This window comes from Marinilabilia salmonicolor, from assembly GCF_003003035.1.
GTDB lineage: Bacteria > Bacteroidota > Bacteroidia > Bacteroidales > Marinilabiliaceae > Marinilabilia > Marinilabilia salmonicolor_A.
In genome coordinates, this window is sequence record NZ_PVTS01000008.1 from 73,125 (window position 1) to 88,307 (window position 15,183).

Annotated in this window: 13 protein-coding genes; 8 read left to right on the top strand and 5 right to left on the bottom strand. The window is 44.0% G+C overall.

Translation table 11 applies throughout. From position 1 onward, the window contains the following. The first annotated feature begins 263 nt into the window (after positions 1–263). The 5 genes from BY457_RS09800 (at position 264) to pdxA (ending at position 4,332) form a co-directional block, all read left to right on the top strand. Positions 264–476: a Sec-independent protein translocase subunit TatA/TatB gene (locus tag BY457_RS09800; protein ID WP_106153156.1), complete on the top strand. Its 213-nt coding sequence runs from the start codon at positions 264–266 to the stop codon at positions 474–476. Between the two features lie 69 nt (positions 477–545). After that, entirely contained in the window at positions 546–1,760 is a 1,215-nt protein-coding gene (locus tag BY457_RS09805; protein ID WP_106153157.1) for a lytic transglycosylase domain-containing protein, read from the top strand. A gap of 47 nt (positions 1,761–1,807) precedes the next feature. Next, positions 1,808–2,845 carry a DUF4837 family protein gene (locus tag BY457_RS09810; protein ID WP_106153158.1) on the top strand — a complete coding sequence of 346 codons (1,038 nt, stop codon included), beginning with the start codon at positions 1,808–1,810 and terminating at the stop codon, positions 2,843–2,845. Then, complete coding sequence (locus BY457_RS09815; RefSeq protein WP_106153159.1) at positions 2,842–3,216, top strand: hypothetical protein; 375 nt, start codon at positions 2,842–2,844, stop codon at positions 3,214–3,216. The genes BY457_RS09810 and BY457_RS09815 overlap by 4 nt, the downstream gene beginning before the upstream one ends. A gap of 54 nt (positions 3,217–3,270) precedes the next feature. Further along, positions 3,271–4,332 carry a 4-hydroxythreonine-4-phosphate dehydrogenase PdxA gene (pdxA, locus tag BY457_RS09820; RefSeq protein WP_106153160.1) on the top strand — a complete coding sequence of 354 codons (1,062 nt, stop codon included), beginning with the start codon at positions 3,271–3,273 and terminating at the stop codon, positions 4,330–4,332. A gap of 383 nt (positions 4,333–4,715) precedes the next feature. Here pdxA and lpxA read toward each other — a convergent pair whose 3' ends face one another. The 4 genes from lpxA to BY457_RS09845 all read right to left on the bottom strand — a co-directional run bounded on the left by lpxA (position 4,716) and on the right by BY457_RS09845 (position 9,428). Continuing rightward, a complete protein-coding gene (gene lpxA / locus BY457_RS09830; protein WP_106153162.1) occupies positions 4,716–5,504 on the bottom strand; it encodes an acyl-ACP--UDP-N-acetylglucosamine O-acyltransferase in 789 nt (262 codons plus the stop codon). A gap of 59 nt (positions 5,505–5,563) precedes the next feature. Continuing rightward, positions 5,564–6,961, bottom strand: a complete 1,398-nt coding sequence (locus BY457_RS09835) for a bifunctional UDP-3-O-[3-hydroxymyristoyl] N-acetylglucosamine deacetylase/3-hydroxyacyl-ACP dehydratase (protein ID WP_106153163.1) — start codon at positions 6,959–6,961, stop codon at positions 5,564–5,566. Between the two features lie 57 nt (positions 6,962–7,018). After that, a complete protein-coding gene (lpxD, locus tag BY457_RS09840) occupies positions 7,019–8,047 on the bottom strand; it encodes a UDP-3-O-(3-hydroxymyristoyl)glucosamine N-acyltransferase (RefSeq protein ID WP_106153164.1) in 1,029 nt (342 codons plus the stop codon). 145 nt (positions 8,048–8,192) lie between these two features. Next, positions 8,193–9,428, bottom strand: coding sequence for an HD domain-containing protein (locus BY457_RS09845; RefSeq protein WP_106153165.1), 1,236 nt, complete (start codon positions 9,426–9,428; stop codon positions 8,193–8,195). A gap of 242 nt (positions 9,429–9,670) precedes the next feature. Here BY457_RS09845 and rimP point away from each other — a divergent pair, with 242 nt between their 5' ends. The 3 genes from rimP to infB all read left to right on the top strand — a co-directional run bounded on the left by rimP (position 9,671) and on the right by infB (position 14,624). Next, a complete protein-coding gene (rimP, locus tag BY457_RS09850) occupies positions 9,671–10,135 on the top strand; it encodes a ribosome assembly cofactor RimP (protein WP_106153166.1) in 465 nt (154 codons plus the stop codon). A gap of 73 nt (positions 10,136–10,208) precedes the next feature. Then, a complete protein-coding gene (gene nusA / locus BY457_RS09855) occupies positions 10,209–11,447 on the top strand; it encodes a transcription termination factor NusA (protein WP_106153167.1) in 1,239 nt (412 codons plus the stop codon). A gap of 93 nt (positions 11,448–11,540) precedes the next feature. Further along, positions 11,541–14,624 carry a translation initiation factor IF-2 gene (gene infB / locus BY457_RS09860; RefSeq protein ID WP_106153168.1) on the top strand — a complete coding sequence of 1,028 codons (3,084 nt, stop codon included), beginning with the start codon at positions 11,541–11,543 and terminating at the stop codon, positions 14,622–14,624. Between the two features lie 79 nt (positions 14,625–14,703). On the opposite strand, the gene gcvH is transcribed toward infB, so the two are convergent. Continuing rightward, positions 14,704–15,081, bottom strand: coding sequence for a glycine cleavage system protein GcvH (gene gcvH, locus BY457_RS09865; protein WP_106153169.1), 378 nt, complete (start codon positions 15,079–15,081; stop codon positions 14,704–14,706). Between the last annotated feature and the right edge of the window lie 102 nt (positions 15,082–15,183).

Here is a 15,183-nt window from a genome sequence, read left to right on the forward strand (position 1 = left end):
ACAAACACCATTTAAAAGATTCATATTTTTACGGTTGGTTGGCATGAAGGCTCCTTATTTATTTTTACATTTGTTAGGAGTCCTCATTATTGTTCGCGTCGCGACCAATAATGATAGAGCATGAGGAATACCTTAAAAAAACAGGGCGTTGCTCTGGGCTCTTGCTCTCAGGCTTTCAGCCTGTTTACATCGTACCTGTCCTATGTATAAGGCAGGTTTAGGACTGGTACAAAGAACAGATTGTTTACTTAATAATTTAAAATATGACGCTGAACACGATTTTTCTGATTTTGCCGGGTGGCTGGGAGTGGATCATAATAGTACTGGCGATTCTCCTTTTGTTTGGAGGCCGGAAAATTCCGGAATTAATGAAAGGGCTGGGACAAGGGATGAAGGAGTTTAAGAAGGCCCGTAATGAAGCTTCTGAGGACAAACAGAAGTCAGGGGAGGAGCCCCATGAGGATACTTCGAAATAGATCTGTTTCCTTTGGTAAAGAATATGTTTTGAAGGAAATCTTTTGCGGAACGTTTTATTAATATTTTGTATGATCAGAAAAGTTCTGGTTACCGTCGTTGTATTGTTCGTGTTTATCGGTGCCGGGCACACGCAGACCACTAAGGCAGAGGTTGATGTGCCCGCCTATCTGGTGCGTTCAAGAATTGAAAAGCTGAACCTTCAAACTCCTGTATCACTTACCTACAATGAACATGTTCAGGCTTATATTGATGTTTATACCCTGAAGCGACCTGATCATCTGGCCGGAATCCTGGCACGTTCCGAAATGTATTTCCCGCTTTTTGAAGAGTATCTCGATAAGTATGACCTTCCTCTTGAATTAAAATATCTTGCGGTCATTGAATCGGCACTGGATCCCCGGGCCAAATCCTCATCCGGTGCGTATGGTTTATGGCAGTTCCTCTATCAGGCTTCCCGGATGTTTGATCTGGAAGTGAACTCCTATGTTGATGAACGCGCTGATCCGGTAAAGGCAACAGACGCGGCATGTCGTTATCTGAAATATTTGCATGCCAATTTCAACGACTGGTTGCTGGCCATTGCTGCCTACAACGGAGGGATTGGTGCTGTGAAGGAGGCCATTGCCAAAGCGGGCGGAGAAAAAGATTACTGGAAGCTGAGACCCTATTTGTCTGATCAGGTCAGAGGATATGTTCCGGCTTTTGTTGCCGTTAATTATGTGATGAATCATTACGAAGGATACGGGATTGAGAAGAAAACGGCTGAGTTCAGATATGAGGATCTGCTGACCACCTCGGTTGACGGTGGCCTCTCTTTTGAGCAAATTGCAGCTCACACTCAGATACCCATCGAGGTTCTGCGATTGCTCAATCCGGTATATAAAATGGATTACATCCCCATGCAACCTCAACCGGTTCGGATTGTACTCCCTGAGGAAAAATTTGAGGTTTTTCATGAAAAATTACCTTTGTTTGAGGTGGAGACGGAGCCTGTAGCAACCAGGAATCCCGCCCCGGGTGATACCCTGGGAAGAATAAAGGGAAGTCATATTGTGGCGCCCGGGCAGTTTTTTCACGAAATTGCGATGATGTATCAGTGTCGCATCGAGGACCTTTTGGCATGGAACGGCTTGGAAAATAAGTTTCTTCATGCTGGCCAGCAGTTGATTGTTTGGAAGCCCGCAGAGGAGAGTTGCAACAGGGTTTCGGTGTCAAAAGTTGAAAAATCTGTAGATATTAATTATTACAATGCCGGGGCCGAAGAGATAAAAAGCGGAAGTTGAGTGATGTCGGCAGTTGTCTGTTATGAATTATGAAATATTTTAAGCCAATGAGACCTTCAAAGTACATTAAATCGGTTTTTCCTCTTTCTGTATTTTTCCTGATTTTGTTATTCACTTCAGGGTGTAAAGATGAAGGAGGAGCCTACAAGCCAAATATTTCCGGTAGTGCCGGAGAGATGTTGGTGGTGATGAATGATGCAGTTAAAGACAGTGCCGGAGGTAAGACTCTGGAAGCAGCGTTGCGTCAGGCTGTAGTTGCCTTGCCTCAGGCCGAGCCGCTCTTTGATGTCTCTATTATTCCGCATCGTGCTTTTGGAGAAAGGTTACGCAACTTCCGGAATATTATAATTGTTGATGTGAAGAAAGACCTGGATCCTGATGTGAAATTCTACAAGGACAGATGGGCTAAGCAACATGCAATGGCTCATATTACGGCAAAGGATGTATGGCAACTTGATTCTCTTGTTGAGGCGGAGGAGATTCTTCTGACAGGTTTTTTTGTGAGGGCAGAGAGAGACAGAAGTCTCAATTATTATCAAAAATACAGCCACCGCGACCTGATGGAAGAGTTTAAGGAAAAGTGGGAAGCTTACATGCTTATTCCGTCAAGTTTTAATGAAAATAAGCCGGGGAAGGACTTTATGTGGATGTCGCAGGAGACGCCTCTGATCAGTCAGGGGGTTTTTATTTACTCCATTGATTATACTGATTTTGACTCTTTTTCCGAGGCCAACCTTTTAAACAAGAGAGATTCTGTTCTCAAAATAAATGTTCCCGGTTCTGTGGAAGGTTCCTACATGTCAACCGAAAGTCGTTTGCCTGTTACCTACAAGAGGTTTGAGCGCAACGACCACCAGATTGTCGAAATGCGTGGATTGTGGCGTGTGGAGGGAGACCTGATGGGAGGACCTTTTGTGAGTCTGGCTCATATTGATCCCGAAAATGCCCGCATTGTGGTAACGGAGGGCTATGTTTATGCACCTGAAAAGCCTGAAAAACGGAACCTTATCTGGCAACTCGAAGCGATGTTGTATTCTTTCAGGTTTTTAAATGATGATCAATCAGAAGAGGAGACTGCCGAATGAGCTTTCCATCACTCACCGATAATGACCTTAAAAAAGCTGCCAGTCGGGAAGATTTAATCCGCGAAACGGCTTTGCAAATCATTAAGGATTTTGGAGAGTTTAACCTGGAAATTGTTTTTTCCGGTGATGTCCATGACTTTTATGGGGAGCTTTTCGGGCAAATGAGAGAGCATGTGGAGGCCCTTCTGGGCGAAAACGGTGAGAAATTTTTTAATTTGTTGTACCGCATTGATGTTTCGCCTGAAGAAATAAGTAGTTATCAAAGACAATTTCCTGAGATTTCCCTTCCGGATGTCCTTACTGAACTGATTATTCACAGGGAGCTTAAGAAAATTCTGATCAGAGAATATTTTAGAAGTTCGAAGCATTGAAAATCTATATATATCACATGTTGTAAGCATGTGACCATTTAAAAGAAAGATATTATGAGTACAGAAAAAGTAAGAGTCGCAATAACCCAGGGAGATATCAATGGCATAGGCTATGAGATAATTTTCAAGACGTTGGCCGATCCTAAAGTACTGGAGCTTTACACGCCTGTTATTTATGGATCTTCCAAAGTGGCAGCATATCACCGAAAGGCCCTGAATATCCCTAATTTCAGTCTTAACAGCATTAAGTCGGGGGATGAGGCACATCCCAAAAGAGTAAACATTGTGAATTGTCTGGATGATAATACAAGGGTGGAGCTGGGGAAAGCAACCGAAGCCGGTGGCCAGGCTGCATTTGAAGCTTTGCAAAAGGCTGTTGAGGATTTGAAAAACGGAGTAGTGGATGTGTTGGTGACTGCTCCTATAAATAAGAATGCTACCTACTCAGAAGATTTTAAGTTTCCGGGTCATACCGAGTATCTTGCAGGGCAATTTGACAATCCGCCGCACATTATGCTGATGGTGGCGCCACAGCTCAAAGTGGGAGTGGTAACGGGGCATGTCCCGTTGAAAGAGGTGCCCGAGCAGCTTACGATGGAGAAGATTTTGGAAAAAATAAGGGTGCTGGATAAAACACTGCGGGTTGATTTCACCATCCGTAAGCCCAGAATTGCTGTTCTTGGAGTTAATCCTCATGCAGGAGATGAAGGATTGCTGGGCGATGAAGAAATAAATATTATCAAACCTGCCATAGAGGTTGCCCGTGACGAGGGCATTATGGCGTTGGGGCCGTATCCTGCAGATGGTCTGTTTGGTTCGGGGGATGTGGGACGGTTTGATGCTGTTCTGGCCATGTACCACGATCAGGGTTTGGCACCATTTAAAAGCATTGCTTTCTCTGAGGGGGTTAATTTTACCGGAGGGTTACCTGTTGTTCGTACTTCGCCAGACCACGGAACAGCCTTCGAAATTGCAGGAGAAAACAAAGCTGATGAATCCTCCTTCCGTGAAGCGGTTTATCTGGCTGTTGATGTTTTTAAGCGAAGAAATTTACACAAAGAGATCTCTGCCAATCCTATGAAGTCGGCTGAAAAGTCAGAATATGAAAAGGATTAATAAGTTATTCAGCTAACTATGTCTGTCTATAAACAAAACATTTTTCACGTGTTTGAACCAGAAAGTTCAAATTCAAGGCGTGTGAAAAATCTAAACCGCAGTCCCGAAGTAGCTTTTGTAAGGTTTTTTGAACAAAAAACCAACAAAAAGCACAATCGGGATGAGGATTTATATTTTGAGCAACAACGCAGAAGTTGGACTTTATAGACAAACACTAGGTAGAGTCCGTTTATTAACTAAGTAAAGTTTCTCAAGTTCGCTGTTTCTGTTCAGAAGGTTCCGTTTACAAGGCTTGCCATTAGCGGAAATGCGGAGTTTACTTGAGTAAATGAGCAATTTCCGCTAATGGCGTAACGCAGTAAACGGGACTTTATGGACAGAAACTAGCTATTGTCGGGATTGTATCCTTTAATAACACCTCTTTGTGAATTTTTAATGAAAAGAATAATCTCATCCCGCTCATCCGAAGCTGTCAGTTCTGCTTCAATACGCTCAATGGCCTGCGTGTTGTTCAAACCCTTCTGAAACATGAAGCGATAAATATCCTGGATGTCGCGGATCTGCTCGTTGGAGAAATTTCTTCTTCTCAGCCCGATAGAGTTTACACCCGCATAAGATATGGGCTCACGACCGGCTTTCACATAGGGCGGAACGTCCTTACTAACCAGTGTTCCCCCGGCAATCATTACGTGTTTGCCAATGTGCACAAACTGGTGAATGGCCGAAAGCCCTCCAACAATTGCCCAGTCGTCGATTTTTACCTCTCCGGCTACCTGAACACTGTTGACCAGTATTACATTGTTTCCTACCACACAATCATGTGCTACATGAACGTAGGCCATCAGCAGGCAATTGTTGCCAACGACTGTTTTTCCTTTTGACTTGGTTCCTCTGTTGATGGTTACAAACTCTCTGATGGTGGTGTTGTCGCCAATTATTACCAGAGAATCTTCGCCTTCAAACTTTAGATCCTGAGGTGTTCCTGCTATTACGGCACCCGGAAGGATGTTGCAATTTTTTCCGATGCGGGCACCTTCGAGGATGGTCACGTTGGAACCGATACGGGTTCCTTCGCCGATCTCCACATTTTTGTCGATGGTGACAAAAGGTTCAATCACAACGTTGGGTGCAATTTTTGCCTCGGGATGAATATATGCCAATGGTTGCTTCATAGTGTTTCTTTTCTCGTTTTCCGCTACAGACACATCACCAGGATGCCTGTGGTTGCTTATTATTTGTTTTTTACGATCTGGGCCATAAACTCCCCTTCTGCAACAATGTTGTCTCCCACAAATGCTGTGCCTTTCATATTGGCCACACCCCTGCGAATTTCGGTCATCAGTTCCAGCTTGAAGACAATGGTGTCTCCCGGTACTACTTTTTTACGGAATTTAATGTTGTCAATCTTCAGGAAATAGGTGCTGTACTGTTTGGGATCGTCCACCTGACTTAATACCAGGATGCCTCCGATTTGTGCCATGGCTTCCACCTGAAGCACTCCTGGCATTACCGGTTCTTCAGGAAAATGGCCCACAAAGAACGGCTCATTCATGGTCACATTCTTAACCCCTACGATGGTTTTATCCTTCAGGTCAATGATTTTATCTACCAATAGGAATGGCGGGCGGTGTGGCAGCAATTTCTTGATCTCGTTGATGTCGAACACCGGCTCTGCATTGGGGTCATATTCCGGAGCATCTGCTTTCAGCTGACGTCGTTTTATCTCCTTGCGAACAGCCTTGGCAAACTCAGCGTTTATCTTGTGCCCGGGTTTATTTGCGATAATTCTTCCTTTGATGGGCATTCCCGCCAGCGTGAGGTCGCCAATTACATCTAGCAATTTGTGACGTGCCGGCTCATTGGGATGATGCAGATCCAGGTTGTTAAGAATTCCGATGGGCTTAACTTCCACTGATGGTTTGTTGAACAGAGCGGCCAGCCGATCCAATTCTTCCTGAGGAACCTCCTTGTCGATGATGATAATGGCATTGTCCAGGTCACCACCTTTAATCAGATTGTTCTTTAAGAGAGGCTCCAGTTCATGCAGAAAAACAAAGGTTCTGCAGTTGCTGATTTCCGATTCAAACTGTTCCATTCCCTCCATGTTGGCATACTGATTGGAAAGCAGCATGGAGTTGTTGAATGAAATCATAGCCTGATAGTTCTGTCCGTCATCAGGAATGGCAATAACAGAGCTTCCGGTTTCAGGATCTTCTACTATCATCTTTTCTTTGACGATGAAGTATTCGCGTTCTGCCTCCTGTTCTGAAATGCCTGCTTCTTTTATTGCTTGTACAAAGAAGTGGGCACTGCCGTCCAAAATCGGAGCTTCCGGCCCATCTACCTCTATAAGGCAGTTGTCGATGCCCATGCCACGCAAGGCGGCAAGACAGTGTTCGATGGTGCTCACACGAGCATTATTCTCTTCCAGTACAGTGCCTCTTTCGGTAAATACCACGTTGTCGGCAAGGGCCCTGATCACCGGAGTGTTTTCCAGATCAGTTCGTTTAAAAGAAAACCCCGAGTTCACCGGGGCAGGATTTAGTGTGAGGGTAACTTCTGCGCCGGTATGGAGACCGGTGCCTTTTAATGAAGCTGATTTCTGAATCGTTCTTTGTTTTTCTGACATAGTAACTATCATTAAGTCGTAACTGACGACAATGTTTTTCAGCAGTGCCGGCGTGCCTTATTTTTCTGATACTTTTTTCTCCAGTTCCTGAAGCTGCTGGTAAATGGCCGGCAGTTTTCTGAACATCACATACGATTTGTTGTATTGCATGGCATCCATGGCAGGCGACCCCATCATTACGGTTCCTTCTTTGGTAATGCTTTTGGCCACTCCCGTCTGGGCAGCCATTTTTACCTGATCGGCAATCTTTAAATGCCCGGCAATGCCTACCTGGCCTCCAAACATACAGTTTTTTCCGATTTTGGTGCTTCCTGCAACGCCGGTTTGCGCTGCTATTACCGTGTTGGCACCTACTTCCACATTGTGTGCGATTTGCACAAGATTGTCTATTTTGGCACCTTTTCGAATGATGGTGGATCCCATGGTGGCCCGGTCTATAGTCGTATTGGCACCAATTTCCACAAATTCTTCGATGACGACATTACCTACCTGGGGAATCTTTTGATAATCACCATCCGGCCCCGGAGCAAAACCGAACCCGTCCGATCCGACAACAGCCCCTGCGTGAATGATGCAGTTGTTTCCTATTTTACAGTTTTTGTAAACTTTGGTTCCTGAATAGATGATGGTATTCTCACCAATCTCTACGCCTTCTCCAATAAAGGCACCCGGCCAAATCTGGGTATTGTCCCCGATTTTTGCTTTTTCGCTGATGTAGGCAAATGCTCCAATATAGGCAAACTCTCCAATCGAGGCCGACGAGTCGATGAAAGAGGGTTGTTCAATCCCTGTCTTCTTGGGCAACGAACTCTCATACATCTGAAGCAGCCGCGCGAGTGCCTGGTAGGCGTCCTCCACACGTATCAATGTTGCTTCTACAGGCTTTTCGGGTTTGAAGCTGTTGTTCACAATAACTACCGAAGCATCTGTGTTGTATATGTGCTGCTCATATTTCGGATTGGCAAGAAATGTAAGGGTTTCAGGGCGACCTTCCTCTATTTTGGAAACATCCCGGATAACCTGGTTTTCATTTCCTTCGACTGTTCCGTTTATAAGTTCAGCAATCTGTTGTGCAGTGAATTCCATGTTTAAAAATTTGGGACAAAACTAATAAATATATCTTTTGGTGTAAAATATAGTTGCGTCCTGGGGCATAAAATGCCATGTTTTTTCCGTTGAAACGGATCAATTGATCAATAAAACGTGATTTTTTGGCTGTGAGCCCTTCAGATTACTTGGGGTAACAGAGAATATACTTGCTCACAGGTTTTGATAAGGCAGTGTGATCAAGCATGTCGGATGCCAGAGAGATGTCTTTGGTGGTACCGTCTTTGTATATGATGTTGATGTTTTCGCCCCCTGTTTTGTAAGTACTGTTGGATACATGGTCGGTAAAAACAAAATAGTCCATCTCTTCAGTTGACAGCTTCAGGGAATCTTTTTGTTTTTCTTTAAGGGTATCGATAATCTCCTGGGAAAAAGGAGTATCAGAAACTTCAATTCTTAAAAGCTTTCTGTCCAGGATGCAGGACGACAGAATGGCTAGAACTTTGTCGTTGTTATTTTGCCAAAGCTTTAGGGCACTCATAATGTCGTTATCGTCCAGCATGGTAAAATCATTTAATATCTGGGGGTTGTTTTGGAAATCACCTTTACAGAAACGGTTCTTAAGAAAAGTTTCCAGAAATGGAGGTGCAGGGACGTCGTTGCCTTGTAAAGCAAGCTCTTTTGCCCTTTTTAAGACATTGATAAGCATTTTTTCTGCCACCAGGGCTGTTTTGTGCAGGTAAACCTGCCAGTACATCAGACGTCTGGCCACCAGAAATTTTTCAATGGAGTAGATACCTTTCCCTTCCACTACCAGTTCATTGTCTTTTATTTCCAGCATTTTGATGATCCGGTCGGAACCGATAACTCCTTCTGACACTCCCGAAAAGAAACTGTCACGTTTCAGGTAGTCGAGTCTGTCCACATCGAGCTGGCTTGAAACCAGTTGATGGAGGAAGAGCTTGTCGGTATTTCCGTTGAATATGTCAATGGCAGCAGATAGTTGTCCGTCAAAATGGTGATTCAGCCTTTCCATCAAAAGGAGAGAGATGTCTTCATGGTTCAGGCTTTCAATGAGCGTTTGTTCCAATGCATGAGAAAATGGGCCATGGCCCAGATCATGCATGAGAATGGCGGCATGAGCAGCCGTCGATTCACTGTCGGAGATCTCATGGCCTTTATCCCGTAAAACATTTATAGCCGTTCCCATCAGGAAAAATGCTCCCAATGTGTGTTGAAAACGTGTGTGTACTGCTCCCGGATAAACCAATGAGGTCAGGCCCAGTTGTTTGATACGCCTGAGCCTCTGGAAATAAGGGTGCTCAATCAACTCGAACAGGATGTTGTCGGGAATGCTGATGAATCCGTGAACGGGATCGTTCACAATTTTCCGCTGGTTGTAATGTGGTGTCGTTTTCAATGTTTTCTCTCTGGTTTTGTGGTACAAAGAAAGCCATTCGTAACGAATCGTACAAACTCAGGGAGTTGATAAATCGGGAGTTTCTGTGAAGATGTGTTCATGCAATCTGCATTCCCGCAAAATGATTTGATTTTTAGGCAAAAAGGTTTTTGCATATTTGTTTCTCATTCCTTATCTTTGCAGCGGTTTTCACAGTAAGTGGGTAGGGGGCAGGGGTCCCCTATTTTATTAATGGCTTGTCTATGATAGCAAAACAACAAATAATGGATTTGATTGCCGAAAAGCTTGACGCTGATGGCTTTTATGCGGTGGATGTGGCGGTTAAACCCGGTAACAGAATTGAGATTCTGATCGACAGTGACCATGGTGTACCCATAGAATATTGTGTGGAAATTTCACGATTGGTGGAGCACTCTTTCGACCGTGAGGAGGAAGATTTTGAACTGGAAGTGTCTTCTCCCGGCATCGGACAGCCCTTTAAGGTGTTGCAGCAATACCACAAATGCCTGAATCGTCCCGTAGAGGTGATGGATAATGATGGAAAGGTTCAGAAAGGAATTTTGGAAGAGGTTACGGATTCAGGTTTTGTTGTGAAAGAAGAAAAAATGGTGAAACCTGAAGGAAAAAAGAAAAAAGAGTTGCAGGTTTTTCACCATCAGTTTAGTTTTGATGAAGTAAAGAGGGTGAAAGAAATTCTTTCTTTGTAAATTCAATGAAAAAATGCCGGGGTACAACCGGTCTTGAGCAGATATAAAACAGAACGAACATACAACAGCAGCGATGGAAAATATTAATTTGATAGACACTTTTTCGGAATTTAAAGAGCTGAAAAATATTGACCGTGCAACCATGGTCAGAGTCCTCGAAGATTCATTCCGTAGTGTTTTGGTCAAGATTTTCGGAAGTGACGAAAATTTTGATGTCATCGTAAATATTGACAAAGGTGACTTTGAAATCTGGCGTAACCGCGAAGTGGTTCCCGATGGAGAAGTGGAAGATACCAATACACAGATTTCACTCTCGGATGCCCGTAAAATTGATGAAGATTACGAAATTGGAGAAGAAGTGGTGGATGAGGTGAATTTTCATAAATTCGGGAGAAGAGCCATTCTGACTTTGAGACAAAATCTTGCAGGTCAGATTATGGAATTGGAAAAAGATCATCTATACAGTAAATATACCGAGCGAATTGGAGATGTGGTAACCGGTGAGGTTTACCAAATCTGGAAACGGGAGATGCTGATCCTCGATGATGAAGGTAATGAGCTGATTCTTCCCAGAGCAGAACAGATCCCGGGAGATTTTTTCAGAAAAGGTGAGACTGTTCGGGCTGTGGTAATTCGGGTTGAAATGCGTAACAATACTCCTTTGATTATTTTGTCCCGCACCTCTCCTGTGTTCCTGGAGCGTTTGTTTGAATTTGAAGTGCCCGAGATCTATGACGGGCTTATAACCATTAAAAAGATTGTGCGTGCTCCCGGTGAGCGGGCCAAAGTGGCCGTTGAGTCGTATGATGACCGCATCGACCCGGTTGGTGCCTGCGTAGGAATGAAAGGTTCTCGTATCCATGGCATCGTAAGAGAGTTGCACAACGAAAATATTGACGTGATAAATTATACTGCCAATACGCAGTTGTTTATTCAACGTGCATTGAACCCCGCCAAAGTATCGACCATTAAACTTTTTGAGGAGGAGAAACGTGCAGACGTTTATCTGCAGCCTGAAGAAGTTTCTCTGGCTATCGGTAAAGGTGGTTTGAATATTCGTCTGGCCAGTCAGCTGACCGGTTACGAAATTGATGTGTATCGTGAAACTGAGGATGAGGATGAGGAAGATGTTTCTCTGGATGAATTCTCAGATGAGATTGAAAGCTGGATACTTGATGAACTTAAAGCGATTGGTTGCGACACCGCTAAATCGGTACTCGATTTGACCGTGGAAGATCTTACCAAAAGGACAGATCTTGAGGAAGAGACCATTCGTGAGGTAATCAATGTTCTGAAAGCCGAATTTGAATAATTCGCTTATCTTTGTTGGCAAAGATTTTTGCCTGATTGATTCATGAATTATTCAGATTAATCTTTTTTACCTGTAAAAACGAAAGTCCCTTATATGGCAGTTGGAAAAAGACTAAGTAAAATAGCAAAAGAATGTAATGTGGGAATCAGCACCATTGTTGATTTTCTGCATAAAAAAGGATTTCAGATTGAATCCAATCCGAATACCAAGATCTCGGAAGACATGGTTGATCTTCTGAGACAGGAATATCGTTCTGACTTTACCGTTAAGCAAGAGTCGGAAAAACTGGTTGAACGCAAGCAGAAAGGGAAAAAATCGTCTGTCTCTATTGATGACCTGAAAGAGGAGCAAGACGTTGATGAGGACACTGATGTTGAAGACGAGGTGCCTCCTGTCGTGAAGCCGGAGAAGAAAAAAGAGGAGAAACCAACTGCCGAATTTTCAACGCCCAAGCAAAAAATGGATGTTAAGGTTGTGGGGAAAATAGACCTCGACCAAAAGAAGAAAGCCGAAGAGCAACAAAAGGAGGAACAGAAGAAGGTTGAGGAAACCGCGGCTGTTGAATCTAAAGAAACTGCTAAAGCTGCTGATAAACCTGAAAAATCTTCGCAGGAAGAAAAGAAGACTGAAGATAAGGAGCCCGAAGTTGGTCATTCCAAAAAGGATGAATCGGAAAAAGAAACTCCCGATCAAAAAGTAGATATTCCGGTGGAGGTTGAGAAACCAGACAAAGATTTAAAAGTGGTTGGAAAAATTGACCTTGAGAAAAAACCGGAAGAAACCGATCAGAAAGAGGTGAAAGCCGAAGATGTTTCTGAAAAGAAGGAGAAGGGAGCTTCCAAAGAAACCAAAAAGGAAGTGAAGCCGGAAAAAGAACAGGCTGCTCCGGTGGAGAAAAAATCTGCCGAACAAAAGCCTGCAGAAGAAAAACCAGCAGAAGAAAAAGCTGCTCCGGAAACAGCTCCGGCTGCCGAAAAGGAAGACAGTACCAAAAAAGACGCAGACAGTTTTATGCCTACCAAGGTGAAAAAGTTGTCGGGTCCTACTGTTGTTGGTAAAATTGATCTTCCTGCCAACGCCCGTAACAACGAGAGTCGTGACGAGCAACGCAAGAAGAAGAAAAAGAGAAAACGCATCCGTAAGGAGAAAGAACGCGTAAATATTGCGGATAAACAGCAACCTCAAAATGCCAATGGTGCCGGTAAAGTGGCCCCACAGGATAAGAAGGAAAAACGTAAAAAAACCAAGGCGAAGAAGCGTCCTGCCCGCCCCGAAGTGAGCGAAGAGGATGTGCAAAAGCAGATTAAGGAGACACTGGCCCGCCTGACCTCCAAAGGAAAATCCAAAACATCCCGACATCGTCGTGATAAACGGGATGCTGCTGCTCAAAAGGAGCAGGATGAGATGGACCGGATGACAGAGGAGAGCAAAGTGCTCAAGGTGACGGAGTTCCTGACGGCCAACGACCTGGCCAGTATGATGGATGTGCAGGTGACACAGATTATTTCCACTTGTATGAGCCTTGGTCTCTTTGTTTCAATCAACCAGCGTTTGGATGCTGAAACCATTACTCTGGTAGCTGAAGAGTATGGTTACTCAGTTGAATTCATCAGTGTTGATGCTGCTGAAGCAATTGAAGAGAAGGAAGATAATCCTGAGGATCTTAAGCCTCGTCCGCCGATTATTACGGTGATGGGACACGTGGACCACGGTAAAACTTCTTTGCTTGACCATATTCGTAAAGAAAACGTTATTGCCGGTGAGGCAGGGGGAATTACCCAGCATATCGGTGCCTACAACGTAGAGTTGGCCGATGGCAGAGAAATTACCTTCCTGGATACTCCGGGACACGAAGCATTTACCGCGATGCGTGCCCGTGGAGCTCAGGTGACCGATATTGCTATTATTATTGTGGCTGCCGACGATGATGTGATGCCCCAGACCATTGAAGCAATCAATCATGCTTCTGCTGCAGGCGTGCCTATTGTGTTTGCCATTAACAAAATTGATAAGCCCAATGCCAACCCCGACAGAGTGAAAGAGGAACTGGCCAACATGAATTATCTTGTTGAAGAATGGGGCGGAAAATACCAGTCACAGGATATCAGTGCCAAGAATGGTGTCAATATTGATCAGCTTCTGGAAAAAGTATTGCTTGAGGCAGATTTGCTTGAGTTGAAAGCCAATCCTGATAAGCCTGCTGTGGGTTCGGTTATTGAATCTACCCTGGACCGCGGTCGCGGATATGTGGCAACCCTGTTGGTTCAGTCAGGAACCCTTAAAACGGGTGACCTACTACTTTCCGGTCAGTATTATGGTCACGTAAAGGCCATGTATAATGAGCGAAATCAGAACATTGATAAAGCCGGACCTGCTGAGCCTGTTTTGGTTCTCGGTTTGAACGGAGCACCACAGGCGGGTGAGAAATTCCATGTGATGGAGAACGAGAAGGAAGCTAAGGATATTGCAACCAAACGTTCTCAGTTGCAACGTGAGCAGGGACTCAGAACACAGAAACATATTACGCTTGATGAAATTGGCCGTCGTATTGCCATTGGAAACTTCCAGGAACTGAACCTTGTTGTTAAGGGTGACGTGGATGGTTCTATTGAAGCACTTGCCGATTCGCTTATCAAACTGTCAACTGAAGAAATTCAGGTGAATGTGATTCACAAAGCGGTGGGACAGATTTCTGAATCAGACATCATGCTTGCTGCGGCTTCCAACGCCATCGTAATTGGTTTCCAGGTACGTCCTTCACTGGCTGCCCGTCGTATTGCAGAGAAAGAGGAGATTGATATTCGTCTGTACTCTATTATTTACGATGCCATTGAGGAGATTACTGCCGCAATGGAGGGTATGCTCTCGCCGGAGATCAAGGAGCAAATTACAGCGACTGTTGAGATACGCGATGTGTTTAAAATCACCAAGGTTGGTACAATTGCCGGTTGTATGGTGAAAGAAGGCAAGGTGAAACGCAGTTCAAAAGTGCGGGTTATCCGTGACGGTATTGTGATTTACACAGGCGAACTCGGCTCTCTGAAACGATTCAAAGATGACGCTAAGGAAGTGGCCTCAGGCTACGAATGCGGATTAAATATCAAGAACTTTAACGACATCAAAATCGGAGATATTATTGAAGCATTTGAGGAAGTTGAAGTGTCCAGAACACTTTAATATCCATTCTGATAAATATAAAAAAGGCGACCCGAAATATTTCAGGTCGCCTTTTTTATGTATTCAGAGCAGATTGGTACTACTCAATTAATTTTTTGTAATCACTGGCCGAGAGCAGGTCATCAGCCTGATCGGGATCTGCCATTTCAATCTTTACCATCCAGCCGCCTTCGTAGGGCTCTTTGTTTACCAATTCGGGCTGACTTTCCAATTCCTCGTTTACCTCAATGATTTTTCCGGTAACAGGCATGTAAAGATCAGAAACAGTTTTTACAGCTTCAATGGTACCAAAGACTTCCTCTTTTTCGAGGTCTTCATCTTCAGTCTCGATTTCTACAAAAACAATGTCTCCCAATTCGCTTTGTGCAAAGTCGGTAACTCCTACAGTGGCTACGTTACCATCAATTTTAACCCACTCGTGATCTTTGGTGAATTTTAGCTTTTCCGGTATGTTCATATCTTTTTGTTGTTTATGGATTTCATTTCAAAATTAGATAAAATTTTAAGAATTATCTAACAGAAACGTTGCATATATTTCATGTAGATGAATAAACCGGGT

Coding starts and splice junctions, on each gene's coding strand:
- BY457_RS09800 (WP_106153156.1), top strand. CDS start 264: ATGACGCTGAACACGATTTTTCTGATTTTGCCGGGTGGCTGGGAGTGG.
- BY457_RS09805 (WP_106153157.1), top strand. CDS start 546: ATGATCAGAAAAGTTCTGGTTACCGTCGTTGTATTGTTCGTGTTTATC.
- BY457_RS09810 (WP_106153158.1), top strand. CDS start 1,808: ATGAGACCTTCAAAGTACATTAAATCGGTTTTTCCTCTTTCTGTATTT.
- BY457_RS09815 (WP_106153159.1), top strand. CDS start 2,842: ATGAGCTTTCCATCACTCACCGATAATGACCTTAAAAAAGCTGCCAGT.
- pdxA (WP_106153160.1), top strand. CDS start 3,271: ATGAGTACAGAAAAAGTAAGAGTCGCAATAACCCAGGGAGATATCAAT.
- lpxA (WP_106153162.1), bottom strand. CDS start 5,504: ATGAAGCAACCATTGGCATATATTCATCCCGAGGCAAAAATTGCACCC.
- BY457_RS09835 (WP_106153163.1), bottom strand. CDS start 6,961: ATGTCAGAAAAACAAAGAACGATTCAGAAATCAGCTTCATTAAAAGGC.
- lpxD (WP_106153164.1), bottom strand. CDS start 8,047: ATGGAATTCACTGCACAACAGATTGCTGAACTTATAAACGGAACAGTC.
- rimP (WP_106153166.1), top strand. CDS start 9,671: ATGATAGCAAAACAACAAATAATGGATTTGATTGCCGAAAAGCTTGAC.
- nusA (WP_106153167.1), top strand. CDS start 10,209: ATGGAAAATATTAATTTGATAGACACTTTTTCGGAATTTAAAGAGCTG.
- infB (WP_106153168.1), top strand. CDS start 11,541: ATGGCAGTTGGAAAAAGACTAAGTAAAATAGCAAAAGAATGTAATGTG.
- gcvH (WP_106153169.1), bottom strand. CDS start 15,081: ATGAACATACCGGAAAAGCTAAAATTCACCAAAGATCACGAGTGGGTT.